This is a genomic window from Actinoplanes sp. NPDC049548 (genome assembly GCF_040676695.1).
Taxonomy (GTDB): domain Bacteria; phylum Actinomycetota; class Actinomycetes; order Mycobacteriales; family Micromonosporaceae; genus Actinoplanes.
In genome coordinates this window covers 229,122-244,709 of record NZ_JBFAPM010000003.1, presented here as the reverse complement: position 1 = coordinate 244,709, position 15,588 = coordinate 229,122, and the positions used below count along the sequence as shown (strand labels likewise).

Genomic DNA, 15,588 nt, shown 5'->3' with positions numbered 1-15,588 from the left:
ATTACGCGCGGATCCCACCGATTTCTCGGCTTTGCAGCCGCGTGCCCTACAGCCTAAGCGAGCGAGCGTCATCCGAACGGTCAGTTACCGATGAGCGAACGTACGAGTCTCGTCTCGACGCTGCCGCTTCCGCCCTGGTGAGAAGGGTAGTGAAGCGCGCTGCGCCACGGGCTGGTGACACCCAGTCGCCAGAAGTTTCCACCAGCCGGGTGTCGGGCCGTTCGAGCCACGCCAGGATCCGCTCGGTCTCCTCGGCCGACGCGGCCGGGACGGGGCCCGGTCCGGGTAGGACCGTCTCCGCGGTCGCCCGCGCCATGTCGAGGGTCGGCCGCGGGTGCAGGCGCGGCGGTGACGTGGCGGCCGCGGCGAGCCGGCCGTGCCGCACGACGATGATCTCCCATCCGTACGCGTCGTTGCGCCGCGCCGCCACGAGCTCGCCGAGCCGGGTGAGCGCCCCCAGCTTCTGCATGCGCACGGTGGCACGCAGCAGCGCGACGAGGCGGGACCGGACGACCGCCGCCTCCTCGTAACGCTGCCGGTCCGACAGGGTCTCGATCCTCGCCATGAGGGCTTCCACCAGGGGTTCCGGGTCGCCGTGCATGGCGGTGCGGAAGGGGAGGGCGGCGCTGTGGGCGTACTCGTCGGGGGTGATGCGGTGCTCGCAGGGCGCCGGGCATCTGTCCAGCTCGGCCAGCGCGCAGGCCGGCGTCGTGGTGCGCACGGAGAGCTTGTGGGTGCACTGGCGCAGCGGCACCGCGTCGTAGACCCCGGCCGCGGCCAGCTCGGCCGTGCGCCGCGACGAGAACGGGCCCAGGTAGGCGGCGTCGTCGTCGGCCAGCTGCCGGACCACCGACAGGCGCGGATACGCCTCCGCGGTGAGCTTCAGCCACACCACCCGCTCCGGATACTTCGACCGGCGGTTGTACGGCGGGGCGTGCGAGGCGATGAGCCGCAGCTCGCGCACCTCCGCCTCCAGCGAGTGGGCGCACTCGACCGCCTCCACCCGGGTGGCCGCGGCGATCATCTCCGACATCCGGGCCCGCTTCTCGCTCGCGGTGAAGTAGCTGCGCACCCGGGTGGCGATGTCGACGGAGGTGCCGACGTAGAGCGGCCGGTCGTCGGCGGCGCGGAACACGTAGACGCCGGGGACGTGCGGCAGGTCGTCGGCGAGGTGCCGTTTGCGCCGCTGGGCCGGGGTCACCGCCTTGGCGAACTCGATCGCGTCGCCCAGCGTGTGCACCTTGAAGCTGCCGAGCCGCTCGATCAGCCCGTGCAGCACGTCGACGGTGGCCTTGGCGTCGTCGAGGGCCCGGTGGGTGGGCTGGACCCGGGCGTGGAAGAACTGGGCCAGCGTGCCGAGCTTGCGGTTGGGCACCTCGTCGCGGGTCAGCGCACGGCGGGCCAGGGCGGCGGTGTCGAGCACGCGCAGCTGCGGCCAGACATGCCCGTGCCGGGCGCACGCGGCCTTGAGGAACCCGACGTCGTAGGGCGCGTTGTGGGCGACCAGCACCGAGCCGCGCAGGAACTCCAGCAGGCTCGGGAGGACGGCCTCGATCGGCGGCGCGGGGGCCAGCATCGCCTCGGTGATGCCGGTCAGCACGGTGATGAACGGCGGCAGGCGCTCACCGGGGTTGACCAGGGTGCCGAGCACGCCCAGCTCCTCGCCGCCGCGCACCTTGACCGCACCGATCTCGGTGATGCCGCCGCCGTCCGGCGCCCCGCCGGTCGTCTCCAGGTCGAGGACCACGAACGTCGTGTCCCGCAGCGACAGGGCCGCCGGATCGACGGAGCCGTCGGCGCTCAGGAGGGTGTCCAGAGTGCCTTGGACATATGCCGGTTGTGCCACGGCGGGCAATCTAGGGCGGGGGTACGACATTCTCCGGGTCCGTACCCGAAAAGATCACTTGGCTCCACGGGCCTTTCCGCTGCCCACGGTGGGAGAATAGAAAAATGTCGGCGCCGCACGAGTTCCACGACCGCCCCTCCGAGGAGGCGGCCGTCAGCGTGCCCGGCCCCGACGACCAGGTGAGGGCCGCCGCCGTGGACGGCGGCGCCGATGCCGGCCAGGGCGGTGATGACGGCGCTGACCACGGCGAGGCCGGGACTGACGACGCCGGCGCACCGGAACCGGTGCTGCCGGAGCCGGTCCGGCAGCGGATCACCGCGCTGACCGCGGCAGCCCTCCCGGGCATGCCCGCCGACGAGATCCCCGTCGCCCTGCGTCGCGTCGCCCGCTTCGCACCGAACCGGCGTGCCCGCCTCGGCGGCGCGGCGCTCGCCGCGCAGCTCACCGCCGACCCGCTCTTCCGGCAGCGCATCGGCGGCCGGGTGGTCACCGAGACGGGTGATCTGGGTGCCGCGGTCGCCGCCGGGATGGCACCGGCCGCGGCGGATCCGGTGGAGGTCGCCGCGCTCGCGTATCTCGCCAGGCCGAGCGGCTGGCGGGAGCTGATCGAGGCCGCGGGGGAGTCGGTGCGCGCCGAGGCCGACAGCGCGGCCGTGGTCGGCCAGATCCGGGAGGCCGAGCAGCGTGCCGCCCGTGCCGAGCACGACCGGGCGGTCGCCAAGGTCGAGGCCGACAAGCTGCGCGACGAGCTGGCGCGGGTGCGTGAGGAGCTGGGCCAGCTGCGCGAGGAGGCCCGGACCACCGCGCGCGCCCTGCGCGAGTCGCAGACCGCTCACAAGCGGGCCAGCGACCTGCTGGCCACCGAGAAGGGCCGCGCGGCCAAGGTGGCCGCCGACCATGATGCCGAGGTACGCCGGTTGCGCACGCGCCTGGCGGAGGCGGAGGCGGCCGCGGCCTCGGGGAAGCAGAGCGCGAAGGACGCCCGGGCCGCCGACGACGCCCGCCTCTGGCTGCTGCTGGAGACGATCGGGCAGGCGGCCTCCGGGTTGCGCCGCGAGCTGGCTCTCGGACCCGCCGACAAGCTGCCCGCGGACTTCGTCGCCGACACGTCCGCCGAGCGGCCCGGCGCGCAGGAGCGGTCCCGGCCCCGGGCGCAGGACACCGACGACCCCGGCCGCCTCGACCAGCTCCTGGCACTGCCCCGGGCCCACCTGATCGTCGACGGGTACAACGTCACCAAGCGCGGCTTCGCCGAGATGTCGCTGGAGCAGCAGCGCAAGCGGCTGATCACGGGCCTGGGAGGCATCGCGGCGCAGACGGGCGACGAGGTCACAGTGGTCTTCGACGGCGCGGAGCGCGTGCACGGCCTGCCGCCGGCCCCGCGCGGCGTCCGCGTGCTGTTCTCGCGCAAGGGCGACACCGCCGACGAGCTCATCCGCCAGCTCGTGCGGGCCGAGCCCGCGGGCCGCCCGCTGGTGGTGATCTCGTCGGATCGCGAGGTCGCCGACGGGGTTCGCCGGCACGGGGCGTACCCGATGGGAGCGGACTCACTGCTGCGCCGGCTCGCCCGGTCCTGATTTTTGTCGTACCCCCTCCATAGCGTGACTGTCACCGATGGTGGTCGGTGCGCGACAGGCACTTCCCCCGGATCGCGGCCGCACCACCGTCGGGCACGAGGAGGAAGTGATGATCATCGACTGCGGCCGCTGCCCCGGTAGGGGACGCGGATGCGAGGGATGCCTGATCAAGGCCATGGCGGAGACGCCGGACGGGATCAGCGACCTGACCCCGGGCGAGCTGCGCGCGATCGAGGTGTTCGAGGCGGCCGGCTTCGACGTGGAGCTGCTGGAGACGCCCGAGCCGCCGGTCGTCGTGCCCCTGGTCCGCCGCCGGGGTCACGTGGCGTGATCATGGGAGTGGCGGCCCGCCGGCCTGCGGCGGGCCGGACCTAGGATGGGCGCTCACCACCCAGCAGGACGGAGGAACCGGCGCTTGACACCTCGGCTGTGGGCCGCCTGCACGCTGGCCGTGCTTCTGGTCGCCCTGGTGGTCTACGCCGCCGTCACGATCCCCTGGCAGCGCCCGCCCGCGCCGCGCGCCGACCAGCTCGCCGCCCTGGGGCAGTTCCCCGCCGACCAGGTGGCGCGGGCCCGCGAGTTCCACTCCGCGCTGCGGCCGGGGGCGTATGGCGGGTTGCTCGTCGGCCTGGCCGGTGCGTTGGTGCTGGGGTTCACGCCGCTGGGCTCGCGCCTGGTGGGGTGGGCGGGGCGCCCGTTCGGCGACCATTGGATCGCGCAGGCGGTGCTCGGCGGGCTGCTGGTCGTCCTCGCCGCCGAGGTGCTCACCCTGCCGTTCGCCGCGTGGCGGCACACCGTCGTCGTCCGGTACGGCATCTCGACCCAGACCTGGGGTGCCTGGGCGGTCGACGTCGCCAAGTCGTTCGCCGTGGGGGCGGTGATCGGGGCGCTGGCGCTGCTCGGATTCTTCGCCGTCACGCGCCTGGCACCGCGGTGGTGGTGGGCCTTCGGTGCCGTGGGGGCGGCCGTGCTGGTCGTGCTCCTGTCGTTCGTGCTGCCCGTGGTGGTCGAGCCGATCTTCAACAAGTTCACCCCGATGGCCGCCGGCCCGCTGCGGACGGAGCTCATGGACCTGGCCGCGCGCGACGGCGTACCCGTGAAGGACGTCCTGGTCGCCGACGCCTCCCGCCGGACCAGGGCGGTCAACGCCTACGTCTCGGGTTTCGGGCCGACCCGGCGGATCGTCGTCTACGACACGATGCTCGACGAGGCCACGCCGGACGAGGTGGTGTCCGTGGCGGCGCACGAACTGGGCCACGCCAAGCGCAACGACGTCCTCACCGGAACGATCATCGGTGCGCTCGGGGCGGCCGCGTCCGTGATCGCGCTGTATCTGCTCGGCTCCCTGGGCTGGCTGCTGCGCTGGGCCGGTGCCGACGCGATGGGGGAGCCGAAGGCGATCGCCCTGCTCATCGCCCTGGTCACCCTGGCCGGTCTGGTGGGCGGGCCGGTGCAGGCGCTCGTCTCACGCCGCGTCGAGGCCCGGGCCGACGCCCACGCCCTCGAGCTCACCGGCGACCCTGCCACGTTCGAGGCGATGCAGCGCCGCCTCGGCACCGTCAACCTGTCCGATCCCGACCCGCCGGCCTGGGAGTACGTCATGTCCGCCTCGCATCCGTCCACCGTCGAGCGCATGGCCGCGGCCCGCGCGTGGGCGAGGGGCGAGCGGTGAGGCACTGATGGGACGCACGCTGCTCGTCACCAACGACTTCCCGCCGCGGCCCGGCGGGATCCAGCAGTTCGTGCACAATCTCGCCGTGCGTCAGCCGGCGGACTCCGTCGTGGTCTACGCCTCGACGTGGCGGGACGCCGGCAAGTTCGACGCCGAGCAGCCGTTCGAGGTCGTGCGGGAGCGGGCCGGCGTGCTGCTGCCCACGCCCGCCGTGGCGCGACGGGCCGCGGAGCTCGCACGGGCGTACGAGTGCGACAGCGTCTGGTTCGGAGCCGCCGCCCCGCTGGGGTTGCTGGCCGACGGGCTGCGCCGGCGCACCGGGATCGACCGGGCCGTCGCACTGACCCACGGGCACGAGATCGGGTGGGCCGCCCTGCCCGGCGCCCGGCAGCTGCTGCGGCGGATCGCCCGCGGCAACGACGTGGTGACCTTCCTGACGGAGTTCCAGCGGGTACGCCTCGACCGGGCGCTGCCCGGCCTCACGACGCTGGAGCGGCTGACCCCCGGCGTGGACGTGGACGCGTACCACCCGGACGTGGACGGGTCCGCGGTGCGGGCGAAGCACGGGCTCGGTGACCGGCCGGTGGTGGTGTGCGTGTCGCGGCTCGTCGCGCGCAAGGGCCAGGACATGCTCATCCGGGCGCTGCCCGCCGTCCGGCGGCGGGTTCCGGGGGCAGCGTTGCTGATCGTGGGCGGTGGGCCGTACAGGGACAAGCTGCAGGCGCTGGCCCGGTCGGAAGGGGTGGAGGCCGATGTGGTCTTCACCGGCTCGGTGCCGTGGGAGGAGCTGCCCGCGCACTACGCGGCCGGCGACGTGTATGCGATGCCGTGCCGCACCCGTGGCGCCGGACTCGACGTCGAAGGGCTCGGCATCGTCTACCTCGAGGCGTCGGCCACCGGGCTGCCGGTGCTCGCCGGCGACTCGGGAGGCGCGCCGGACGCGGTCCGCGACGGGGAGACCGGATACGTGGTGGGTGGCCGGGATGTGCCGGCGATCGCGGACCGGCTGGCCGGGCTGCTGTCCGATCCGGAGGCCGCGCGGCGGATGGGCGCAGCCGGCCGGTCCTGGGTGGAGCGGGAGTGGCGCTGGGAGACCAAGGCCGCCCGGCTGACCGAGCTCCTGCATGAGTGAGCAGTCACTCGCGGTATATGCATAGACACCTTCCGTGTCGCGGGGGTAGGAACGGCTGAGAGCCCACGGGACGGGAGCCGTTGATGGACGACGCCACCCCAGAGACCCCGCCCGCTGAAGAGGAGCTCGGCGAGACGGGTGAGCTGGCCCTCCCGTACTGGCTCACCAGCACCGAGGAGGCCGCCAACACCAGCTTCCTGCGGATGTTCCAGCGACTTCCGGGGCTCCTGGGCGCCGCCTGGTCGCTCGCGTGGCGCGCCAGCCCCGGCACCACCACCGCGCTCGTCGTCCTGCAGCTGCTCGGCGGGCTCGCCAGCGCCGCCGGGCTGATCAGCGTCGTCGGGGTGTTCGACGGGCTGCTGCGCGAAGGGCCGACGCCGGAACGGGTGCGGGCCGCCGTGCCGTCGCTGATCCTGCTGGTGTCCGCCGTGGCCGTGCGGGGCGCGCTCACCTCGGCCGCCGCCGCGGCCAACGGCCGCCTGTCGCCCAAGGTCTTCGAGGCCGCCGAGATGCAGTTGCTCGAGCTGACGACCAGCGTGGAGCTGTCCACCTTCGACGATCCCGGGTGGCGCGACGCCATGGAACGCGCCCGGGACCGGGGCATCGACGCCGCCCAGATGCTCGTCGACCGCGCGATCGAGCTGGGCACCAACTTCATCGGGCTGGTCGCCGCGGCCGGGGTGCTCGCCGTGCTGCATCCGGTGCTGCTGCCCCTGCTCGTGCTCGCCGTCGTGCCGATCGCGTGGGCCGCCGTGCGCTCCGCCCGCCTCGGCTACCGGCAGGTGCTGCGCTTCATCGCCGTCTGGCGGCGCCAGCGGATGCTCGCCCAGCTGCTCGCGGCGCGCGAACCCGCCGCCGAGCTGCGGGCGTTCACGGTACGGGGATACCTGCTGGCCGAAATCAAACGCCTGCTGTCGGCCGCCACCCTCGAGGAGATCAGGCTCGCCGAGCGTCAGGTCCGCACCACCCTGGTCGGCAACACGCTCAGCGGCATCGCGACCGGGTTCACCTACGCGGTGCTGCTCTGGCTTTTGTGGACCGGCCGGATGGAGCTGGCGGCCGGGGGCGCTGCCGCGTACGCGATCAGCATGGGAATCTCCAAGCTGACCGAGCTCGCCTACAGCGCCAACCGGGTGTTCGAGCAGGGCCTCTACTTCGCCGACTTCCAGGGCTTCTGTGACCTGTCCCGCGCCCGCGACGAGGGCGCGACGGGACGTGCCGCGCCCGCCGGGTTCACCGAGCTGCGCCTGGAGGACATCACCTTCAGCTATCCGGACGCGGACCGCCCGGCCGTCCGCGACGTCAGCATGACCCTGCGCCGCGGCGAGATCATCGCGCTGGTCGGCGAGAACGGCTCGGGCAAGTCCACCCTGGCCGGCCTGCTCGCCGGCCTCTACCGGCCGCAGTCGGGACGGATCCGCTGGGACGGCCGGGACGTCAGCACCTTCGACCCCGAGTCGGTGCGCCGGCGGGTCGCGGTGGTCATGCAGGAACCCACCCGATGGCCGCTCTCCGCGCGGGTCAACATCACCATCGGACGGTACGAGCGCAGCCCGCACCTGCCCGAGGTGCAGGAGGCGGCCCGGGCCGGCGACGCGCACGACTTCGTGATGGAGCTGCCCCGCGAGTACGAGACGCTGCTGTCCCGCCACTTCACCGACGGCGCGGATCTGTCCGGCGGCCAGTGGCAGCGGCTGGCCGTGAGCCGGGCCTTCTACCGGGACGCGCCCCTGCTGATCTGCGACGAGCCGACGGCCAACCTCGACGCCCGCGCCGAGCACGACGTGTACCTGCGGCTCCGGGAGCTCGCGGCCGGCCGTACGGTCGTCCTGATCACCCACCGGATGGCCAGCGTCCGGGAGGCGGACCGGATCTACGTGCTGGACCACGGCGCGGTGGTGGAGGAGGGGGACCACCGCAGCCTGATGGCGGAGGACGGGATCTACGCCCAGCTGTTCACGCTGCAGGCGAGCGCGTACCAGTCGGCGTCGTAGCTCACATCGCGACGCCGGGGAGCGCGTGCGAGAGTGGGCTCATGGACACCGCCGGGCTGATCACCGCGGGTGCGGTCGTCGCGCTGGGTGTCGTCATCGGGTGGTGGCGCAGCCGGACCGACGGCCGGTTCCGCGCGGCCGCCGAGCCGGAGGTTGCCATGACTTCGCCCGAGCGCATCGATCCCACGCTGCTGACCGCGCTCGGTGTGGGGCCGGCGAAGGCCACGTTGCTGCAGTTCTCCTCGGCGTTCTGCGCACCCTGCCGGGCGGTGCGGCGGATCAGCGGCGAGGTCGCCGGGATGCTGCCGGGCGTGCAGCACGTGGAGGTCGACGCCGAGAGCCACCTCGACGCCGTGCGGGCCCTGGGGATCTGGAAGACGCCGACGCTGCTCGTGCTCGACGCGGACGGGCGCGTGGCGAAGCGGGCCACGGGCGTGCCGGGCAAGCCACAGCTCATCGCCGTGCTGGGCGAGCTGCTGCCGGCCCGCTGACCAGGGAATCTGCACCTCGCCGCCGGTGATGCACAACACCGTCGCGAGACGGCCACGGCGTGCGAGAGTCCAAGCATGCAGCTCGACCCCCGCGGCCCGCGCTTCGCCGCGGCACTGACCAGCGTCGTCCTCGTCGCCGTCCTGGCGACCGGATGGGGCTGGCTCGCGTTCGCGCAGGCGGTCGTCTTCGCGATCACCGCCGCGGACCCGCGCCGCGGCCCGTATGCGCTGGTCTACCGGGCTCTGATCGCCCCACGCCTCGGGCCCCCGGCCGAGCGGGAGGACGCCGCACCGGTGCGCTTCGCCCAGCTGGTGGGCTTCGCCTTCCTGGCCGTGGCGGCGGCCGGCTACCTCAGCGGGGCGACCACCATCGGCGTGGTGTTCGCGGCCTTCGGCCTGCTCGCCGCCTTCCTCAACGCGGCCTTCGGGCTCTGTCTGGGCTGCGAGGCCTATCTGGCGGTCCGCCGCCTGAAGACGCCGTAAGAAATTCTGGTTCCCGAGACGCCGAAATCGCCGGGATGACGCCGAACGCCCGCCGCTCCAGCGGAGCGACGGGCGCGGCGGCTTCGATCAGAACTTCGGTGCGTCGGGCGCCTCGAGCAGGCCCAGCCGCAACGCCGTCATCAGCGCCTGCGCCCGGTTCGCCGCACCGAGCTTCTCGTACAGCTTCGAGATGTGGGTCTTCGCCGTGGACTCCGACACGAAGAGCTGCTTCGCGATCCCGGCGACGCTCATCCCATCCGCGAGCAGGCGCAACACCTGCCCCTCGCGGGGCGACAGCTGCGGGCCCGACGGCGCGAGGCGACGCTTCATCGCCTCGGCCAGGTCGGCCGCCGTGAACGCGCTGGGCGCGGACGCCGCGTGCCGGGCCGCCGCCACCACCTCGTCCGCCGGGGCGGTCTTGGGCACGAACGCGCTCGCCCCCGCCTCCAGGGCGCCGAAGAGCTGGTCGTCGCCCGCGTACATGGTGAGGACCACGATGCCCATGTTGGCGTTGTTCTTGCGCAGCGCGCGAGTGGCCTCGAGGCCGCTGCCGTCGGGCAGGCGCAGGTCCATGATGACCACGTCGGGCTGGAGCGCGCCGGCCTGGCGGACGGCCTCGGCGGCCGTGGCGGCCTCGCCGACCACCTCGAACTGCCGGTCCCGCTCGAACGCGTGCCGCAGCCCCTTACGGATCAGGTCGTGATCGTCGACGAGGAGCACCTTGGTGCGGGTCGTCGGCATCGGACTGGTCGACATGCTCGGGTTACTCCCCTTCTGGTGCGGAAACGCTATCCCGCACGCTATCGCGCCGAGCGGAGGTTCCGAGCACTACCGCAACGGTTGTCCCGCTGGGGTGTCGCGGTCTGATCTCCAGCCGGCCTCGGATACGTTCCGCCCTCTCGGCCATGATCGCAAGGCCGTAGCGCCCGTCCGGGCGGTCGTCGGCGAAGCCCTTGCCGTCGTCGGAGACCTCGATCTCCGCGTACGGCGGGTCGACCGTGCAGGTGACCCACAGGTTGGACGCGCCGGCGTGTTTACGGGCGTTGGTGATCGCCTCCTGGGCGATGCGCAGCAGCTCCGCCTCGGTCGCGGCGGGCAGGCGGGCGGTGGACTCGTCGAACGTGAAGTGCACCCGCAGGCCCGCGGAGGTGCCCAGGGTGCGGGCGTACTCGGCGATCGCCGCCGCCAGGCCGCCGTTGCGGTCCACCTCGGAGCGCAGCTCGAACAGGCTCAGCCGCAGCTCGGTGATGACCCGCGTGACCTCGCCGCGCAGCGTGCGCAGCTCCTCGGCCGTCTCGTCGGCGCCTTCCGGCAGGGTCGCCTGCGCGTTGTCGATGCCGTACCCGACCATCACGAGCTCCTGGGCGACACCGTCGTGGATCTCGCGGGCGAGGCGCTGACGCTCCTCATTGGTCGCCAGCGAGCGCACCTCGTCGAAGAGCAGGGCGGCCTCCAGCCGCAGCGCCGCCGGGCCGGTCACCTCGGTCACCCTGGCGATCACCGCCGACGGGTACGCGCTGGGCACGTCCGCCTCGAGGATCACCAGCCCGATCGTACGGACACCGGCGACCAGCGGCACGACGAGCGACGACGCCTCCCCGCCCTGATGCGAACGGGCCTGCGAGCGAGACGCGGTCTGCGGCTGCTGGGTGGCCCAGGCATCCGCGATCGCCGAGTCGGCGTCGAGCGTGACCTCCCAGTCGACCCGGTCGGCCCCCGTCTGGGCGAGCACCACGAGGCGCCCCCCGCCGCTGGCCGACAGCACCGCCGCCCGGTGCCCGGGGGCGACCACCCGGAGCTCCTCGAGCAGGTGCTCGGAGATGCCGCCCGGGTCGAGGGTGGCGCCGGGCAGGGACCGGGCGACGCTGCGCAGCTGGGTGAGCAGCCGGGTGGCCTCCGCGTACGGCTGGGGCTTGTTCTCGGCCGGAGCCATCAGCTGCCGCATGGTGTCGGCGGCGAAGGTGACGATCGCGCCCAGCACGAGCCACTGCCCGCCGGCGGCAAGATAGCCCGGCTGGGTGATGATCGACTCGCCGTCCTGGACGATCACCCCGCCGATCACCATCGCCACCGCCGCGACCCCCAGCAGGGCTGCCCCCTCGGTCGGCCGCCGGCGCAACGCCGCGGTCAGCAGCGGTACGGCCAGATACGGCAGCACCGCCTCCGCGCCGAACCCGGCGTCGACGGTCCCCGAGATGTTCGCGGCCGCGGCGACGGATCCGGCGGCCAGCCCGGTCACGGCCACCTCGGCGCACCGCCCCAGCGGCGCGGCGATCCGATGGGTCGGGGCGAACAACGCCGGTAGGGCCGCGACCAGCAGCAACGCGATCCAGCGCAGCTCCCCGGCGTCCTGCGTGGCGATCAGAGTGAGCGCCGCGACGAGCGCGAGCATGACGAGACGGGCGGCCACCGCGAGCGGGTGGACGCGCACGGGAGCGCTGGCTGAGGCGGGCACGTGACGGATCGTAGCCGGACGCCCGCGGATCGGCCCATCGCCCTTTGCGCCCGCAGACCCGGCCGACGCGGCCGTCCCGCGATGTGTGCGGGTTGTGCCGGGCTGTCGTCCGGCGGTGTGCGGAAGGCCGGTGCGGCGGCGTGCGGGACCGTTGTCCACAGATGCGGCCGGGGGTCGTCCGGATCGGGCCCCGCACGGGGTAGCCTGCCTGCCATGGCGGACACCTCGACGCAGTCGATCCAGGTCCAGGCGCCCCTCGACCAGGTCGCCGCGGTGATCTGCGACTTCCCCCGCTATCCCGAGTGGGCGGACGCGATGAAACGCGTGGAGGTCCTCGAGGAGTATGAGGACGGCTACGCGGCCCAGGTCCGATTCGTGCTCGACGCCGGGCCGCTCGCGGACGACTACACGCTGGAATACGCGTATGCCGACGACCTGTCGCGCATCGAGTGGCATCTCGTGGCACCGTCGAAGATGCAGAAGACGCTGAACGGCTCGTACGACCTCACCGACGCCGGCGACGGCACGACCACGGTGACGTACACGCTCGAGGTGGAGCTCAACATCGGCATGCTCGGCATGTTCAAGCGCAAGGCCGAGAAGATGATCATGGATACGGCGCTGAAGGAGCTGAAGCGCCGGGTCGAGAGCCTCGCCCGCGCGTGACAGCCGTTCGCACCACGGCGCGGGAAGGGCCCGGACGATGACAGGCACCACGGGAACGGCACGCCAGGAGGCGGAACGGCTCGTCGCCGCCCTGCTCGCCATGGCATCGCAGAGCGGCCGCGACGGCGAGGGCGGCGGCCTCGGCGACATGCTCACCGGAGTCGTCGGCCAGTTCCTCTCCGGTACGGGGTCACGCCCGCACCAGAGCACGACGGGCTGGGCGACCGGCACGGCCGAGTGCTGCGTCTGCCCGATCTGCCGGGCCATAGCCGCGCTGCGCGACCCGACGCCGGAGACCGCCGAACGCCTGGCCACCGGGGCGGGCGATCTCGCCACCGGAGTGGCCAGCATGATGCGCGCCTTCTCCACGATCGCGTCCGCGACCGCCCCCAGACCCAAGCCGAAGACCACCCCGCGTCCCCAGCCGACCCCCGACCAAGCCTGGTCCACCGCCACCCGCGCCCAGACAACCCCGCCCACCCCTCACCAACCCGACCAGGCCACGGACCCCTGGGGCGCCGCCACCCACACCCCACCCCCCACAAACACCGCAGAACCGGCGGCCCCGCCGGCCGCCGACCGGGGGACCGCGCCGGCTGCGGAATGGGCGGATTCGCCGGCCGCGGACCGGGGGACCGCGCCGGCTGCGGAACGGGCGGGCTTGCCGGCTGCGGAACGGGCGTACTCGCCGGCCGCGGAACGAGCGACCCCGCCGGCCGCAGAACCGGCGACCCCGCCCGGCGCTGAGGCTGCGACCTCGCCGTCCGGGGAACCGACGACCCCACCCGCCGCAAGGCGGGAAGCGCCGTCCGTGACCGGCCTGTCGACCCCGACCGCGACCCCGGCGGGCACCGATGCGACGGAGCGCCCGTCCGCCCCGCGCAAGTCGGGTGACAAGGTGGACCCATGGGCAGCCGCGACCTCAGCGGCCGCGGAGCGTCCGGCTGCCCGGCACAAGGCGGACGAGCAGGCCGATCCGTGGACCGCCGCCCCCTCGGGCGGTGCTGGTGCGGCAGAGCGTCCGGCCGCCCGGCGCAGGATGGACGAGCAGGCCGATCCGTGGGCCGCCGCGACCCATACGCCTCCCACCGCCGGACCGGGGAAGGTTGGCGCGACGGGACGCCCGGCCGCTCAGGACAGGGTGGGCGGCGACGCCGACGTCCGGGGTGCCGGCACCGGCTCGGCCCGGCACGAAGCTGAGGCGCGTCCCGGAGCCGGTGATGACGCGGAGGCCGCGTCCACGGGAGGCATCCAGCCCGCCGCTGCGGTTGGCGAACCGGACCCGCGTATCGAAGAATGAAACAACGACCCCCACATCGAAGAACCGACTCCGCGCAGCGAACGGGATGTGGCACAACACACCCCCTATCCGATCCGGACAGCTACACCGTAAAGCGAAGGAATCACTTCTCGGAGTTCCGGGCGGCGGCGGTCGCGAACTACGCAAAGGGGGAGTCGCCGCGCGAAACCGGCGTGGTGGGATCCGGCGGCGTAGATCATGATGTGGCGGCACAAGGGACACCGGCTGCGGCCGAGGACCACGGTAGCCGGACGGGCGACGACGCCCCAGGCGACGTGGTGTGACACAACAGAGGGGGCGGGCAGCGTGACGCTGACCATCGGAGTCGACGTCGGCGGCACGAAGGTGGCCGGCGGGGTGGTGGACGACCAGGGGGCCGTGATCGCGCATGCGCGCCGCGACACCCCGGCGCACGACCCGGCCGGCACGCGGGACACCATCGTGGCGGTTGCCGCCGAGCTGGCGGCCTTGCACCCCGGGGTCAAGGCGGTCGGCATCGGTGCGGCCGCGTGGATCGACGCTGCCGGTGCGACGGTGTTGTTCGCGCCGAACCTGGCGTGGCGGGACGAGCCGGTGCGGGACTACGTGGCCAAGGCGGTCGGGCTGCCGACCGTGCTGGAGAACGACGCGAACGTGGCCGCGTGGGCCGAGTTCCGGTACGGCGCGGCCCGGGACGCCGACGACTCGATGGTGATGATCACCGTGGGGACCGGGATCGGCGGCGGGATCGTGCTCAACGGCGCGCTGTGGCGCGGGGCGAACGGAATCGCCGGTGAGCTGGGGCATATCCAGTCCGTGAACGGCGGCCATCCCTGTGGCTGCGGCCGGCTGGGGTGTCTGGAGCAGTACGCCAGCGGCAACGCGCTCGTGCGTTTCGCGCGGGCGGGTGCGCGGCAGGAGCCGGAGCGGGCGCGGCAGCTGCTGGAGCTGGCCGGCGGTGACCCGGAGCAGATCAGCGGCCGGATGATCACCGAGTCGGCGCAGGCCGGGGACGGGGTGGCCCGGGACGCGTTCGCCCAGATCGGTTACTGGCTCGGGGTCGCGATGGCTGACCTGGCGCAGGCGTTCGACCCGCAGGTGCTCGTGGTGGGCGGTGGTGTCATCGACGCGGGCGAGCTGCTGATGGGACCGACCGAGCGGACCTACCGCGACCAGCTGGCCCAGCGTGGGCGGTTCCCGGTCGCCGAGATCAGGGCCGCCGAGACGGGCAACACCGCCGGGGTGCTCGGCGCAGCGGACCTGGCCCGCCGGATCTGAGGGAGACGACGTGTCCGGGGTCCGGCTGCGGGTGCTGAGCTACAACGTGCACGGGCTGCGCGACGACCGGGCGGCCCTGACCGGCCTGGTCCGCGAGCTCGCCCCGGACGTCGTCATCGTGCAGGAGGCGCCGCGGCGGTTCCGGTGGCGGCAGAAGTGTGCCACTCTCGCCGACGACTTCGGCATGGTGGTCGCGGCGGGCGGCATGCCGTCGCTGGGCAACCTGCTGCTGGTGAGCCTTCGGGTACGGGTGCACGAGACATGGTGCCTGCGGTATCCGCTCACACCCGGCCGGCACCTGCGCGGCGCCGCCTTCGCGCGGTGCTCGGTGCCGGGCGGGCAGTTCACGGTCTCCGGCTCGCACCTCGCCACGGACCCGGCCGAACGGCCCGACCAGGCGGCGATCTGGAAGGAGGCGCTGTCCTCGGTGGAGGGTCCGCTCGTCGCGGGCGGTGACCTCAACGAGGGGCCGGGCGGGGGAGCCTGGCGTACGGTCGCCGACGGCCTGGTCGACACCGCGTCCCACGGCGGCGGCGCGACCCTGACGTTCCCGGCGACGCTGCCGCGCCAGCGCCTCGACGCGCTGTTCGTCTCGCCGGACATCGGCATCGAGCGTTACGAGGTGGTCGAGAACGAGGCGGCCCGCCGGGCCAGTGACCACCTTCCCGTGCTCGCGGAGCTCGCCCTGTCGTAGCGGCCCGCGTTCTGCGAGGAT

Annotated in this window: 14 protein-coding genes; 11 read left to right on the top strand and 3 right to left on the bottom strand. The window is 73.5% G+C overall.

Translation table 11 applies throughout. The features are described 5' to 3' along the window. Positions 1-46 precede the first annotated feature (46 nt). Positions 47-1,846 carry a DEDD exonuclease domain-containing protein gene (locus AB0J80_RS08295; RefSeq protein WP_364701815.1) on the bottom strand — a complete coding sequence of 600 codons (1,800 nt, stop codon included), beginning with the start codon at positions 1,844-1,846 and terminating at the stop codon, positions 47-49. A gap of 104 nt (positions 1,847-1,950) precedes the next feature. Between AB0J80_RS08295 and AB0J80_RS08290 the strand changes: the two genes are divergently transcribed. The 7 genes from AB0J80_RS08290 (at position 1,951) to AB0J80_RS08260 (ending at position 9,195) form a co-directional block, all read left to right on the top strand. Beyond that, positions 1,951-3,423, top strand: a complete 1,473-nt coding sequence (locus AB0J80_RS08290; protein WP_364701812.1) for an NYN domain-containing protein — start codon at positions 1,951-1,953, stop codon at positions 3,421-3,423. A gap of 109 nt (positions 3,424-3,532) precedes the next feature. After that, positions 3,533-3,754 (top strand): hypothetical protein, encoded by a 222-nt coding sequence (locus AB0J80_RS08285; protein WP_364701809.1) that lies wholly within the window; start codon positions 3,533-3,535, stop codon positions 3,752-3,754. 84 nt (positions 3,755-3,838) lie between these two features. Further along, entirely contained in the window at positions 3,839-5,095 is a 1,257-nt protein-coding gene (locus AB0J80_RS08280; RefSeq protein ID WP_364701806.1) for a M48 family metallopeptidase, read from the top strand. Positions 5,096-5,102: 7 nt separating this feature from the next. Next, positions 5,103-6,227: a glycosyltransferase family 4 protein gene (locus AB0J80_RS08275; RefSeq protein ID WP_364701803.1), complete on the top strand. Its 1,125-nt coding sequence runs from the start codon at positions 5,103-5,105 to the stop codon at positions 6,225-6,227. Between the two features lie 83 nt (positions 6,228-6,310). Continuing rightward, complete coding sequence (locus AB0J80_RS08270) at positions 6,311-8,221, top strand: ATP-binding cassette domain-containing protein (RefSeq protein ID WP_364701800.1); 1,911 nt, start codon at positions 6,311-6,313, stop codon at positions 8,219-8,221. A 41-nt stretch (positions 8,222-8,262) separates the two neighbouring features. Next, entirely contained in the window at positions 8,263-8,712 is a 450-nt protein-coding gene (locus AB0J80_RS08265) for a thioredoxin family protein (protein WP_364701797.1), read from the top strand. A gap of 75 nt (positions 8,713-8,787) precedes the next feature. Continuing rightward, positions 8,788-9,195 (top strand): DUF4395 domain-containing protein, encoded by a 408-nt coding sequence (locus AB0J80_RS08260; protein ID WP_364701794.1) that lies wholly within the window; start codon positions 8,788-8,790, stop codon positions 9,193-9,195. Between the two features lie 87 nt (positions 9,196-9,282). On the opposite strand, the gene AB0J80_RS08255 is transcribed toward AB0J80_RS08260, so the two are convergent. Both AB0J80_RS08255 and AB0J80_RS08250 read right to left on the bottom strand, forming a co-directional pair. Next, complete coding sequence (locus AB0J80_RS08255; RefSeq protein WP_023359837.1) at positions 9,283-9,951, bottom strand: response regulator transcription factor; 669 nt, start codon at positions 9,949-9,951, stop codon at positions 9,283-9,285. Between the two features lie 7 nt (positions 9,952-9,958). Next, positions 9,959-11,587, bottom strand: a complete 1,629-nt coding sequence (locus tag AB0J80_RS08250) for a sensor histidine kinase (protein WP_364702617.1) — start codon at positions 11,585-11,587, stop codon at positions 9,959-9,961. A 276-nt stretch (positions 11,588-11,863) separates the two neighbouring features. Between AB0J80_RS08250 and AB0J80_RS08245 the strand changes: the two genes are divergently transcribed. From AB0J80_RS08245 to AB0J80_RS08230, 4 genes are all read left to right on the top strand, one after another. Then, positions 11,864-12,316: an SRPBCC family protein gene (locus tag AB0J80_RS08245; protein WP_364701791.1), complete on the top strand. Its 453-nt coding sequence runs from the start codon at positions 11,864-11,866 to the stop codon at positions 12,314-12,316. Positions 12,317-12,353: 37 nt separating this feature from the next. Then, entirely contained in the window at positions 12,354-13,616 is a 1,263-nt protein-coding gene (locus AB0J80_RS08240) for a hypothetical protein (RefSeq protein WP_364701788.1), read from the top strand. 306 nt (positions 13,617-13,922) lie between these two features. Next, positions 13,923-14,873: an ROK family glucokinase gene (locus tag AB0J80_RS08235; RefSeq protein ID WP_364701785.1), complete on the top strand. Its 951-nt coding sequence runs from the start codon at positions 13,923-13,925 to the stop codon at positions 14,871-14,873. 10 nt (positions 14,874-14,883) lie between these two features. Continuing rightward, a complete protein-coding gene (locus AB0J80_RS08230) occupies positions 14,884-15,567 on the top strand; it encodes an endonuclease/exonuclease/phosphatase family protein (protein ID WP_364701782.1) in 684 nt (227 codons plus the stop codon). The last annotated feature ends 21 nt before the right edge of the window (positions 15,568-15,588 follow it).

Coding starts and splice junctions, on each gene's coding strand:
- AB0J80_RS08290 (WP_364701812.1), top strand. CDS start 1,951: ATGTCGGCGCCGCACGAGTTCCACGACCGCCCCTCCGAGGAGGCGGCC.
- AB0J80_RS08285 (WP_364701809.1), top strand. CDS start 3,533: ATGATCATCGACTGCGGCCGCTGCCCCGGTAGGGGACGCGGATGCGAG.
- AB0J80_RS08275 (WP_364701803.1), top strand. CDS start 5,103: ATGGGACGCACGCTGCTCGTCACCAACGACTTCCCGCCGCGGCCCGGC.
- AB0J80_RS08270 (WP_364701800.1), top strand. CDS start 6,311: ATGGACGACGCCACCCCAGAGACCCCGCCCGCTGAAGAGGAGCTCGGC.
- AB0J80_RS08265 (WP_364701797.1), top strand. CDS start 8,263: ATGGACACCGCCGGGCTGATCACCGCGGGTGCGGTCGTCGCGCTGGGT.
- AB0J80_RS08260 (WP_364701794.1), top strand. CDS start 8,788: ATGCAGCTCGACCCCCGCGGCCCGCGCTTCGCCGCGGCACTGACCAGC.
- AB0J80_RS08255 (WP_023359837.1), bottom strand. CDS start 9,951: ATGTCGACCAGTCCGATGCCGACGACCCGCACCAAGGTGCTCCTCGTC.
- AB0J80_RS08250 (WP_364702617.1), bottom strand. CDS start 11,587: ATGCTCGCGCTCGTCGCGGCGCTCACTCTGATCGCCACGCAGGACGCC.
- AB0J80_RS08245 (WP_364701791.1), top strand. CDS start 11,864: ATGGCGGACACCTCGACGCAGTCGATCCAGGTCCAGGCGCCCCTCGAC.
- AB0J80_RS08240 (WP_364701788.1), top strand. CDS start 12,354: ATGACAGGCACCACGGGAACGGCACGCCAGGAGGCGGAACGGCTCGTC.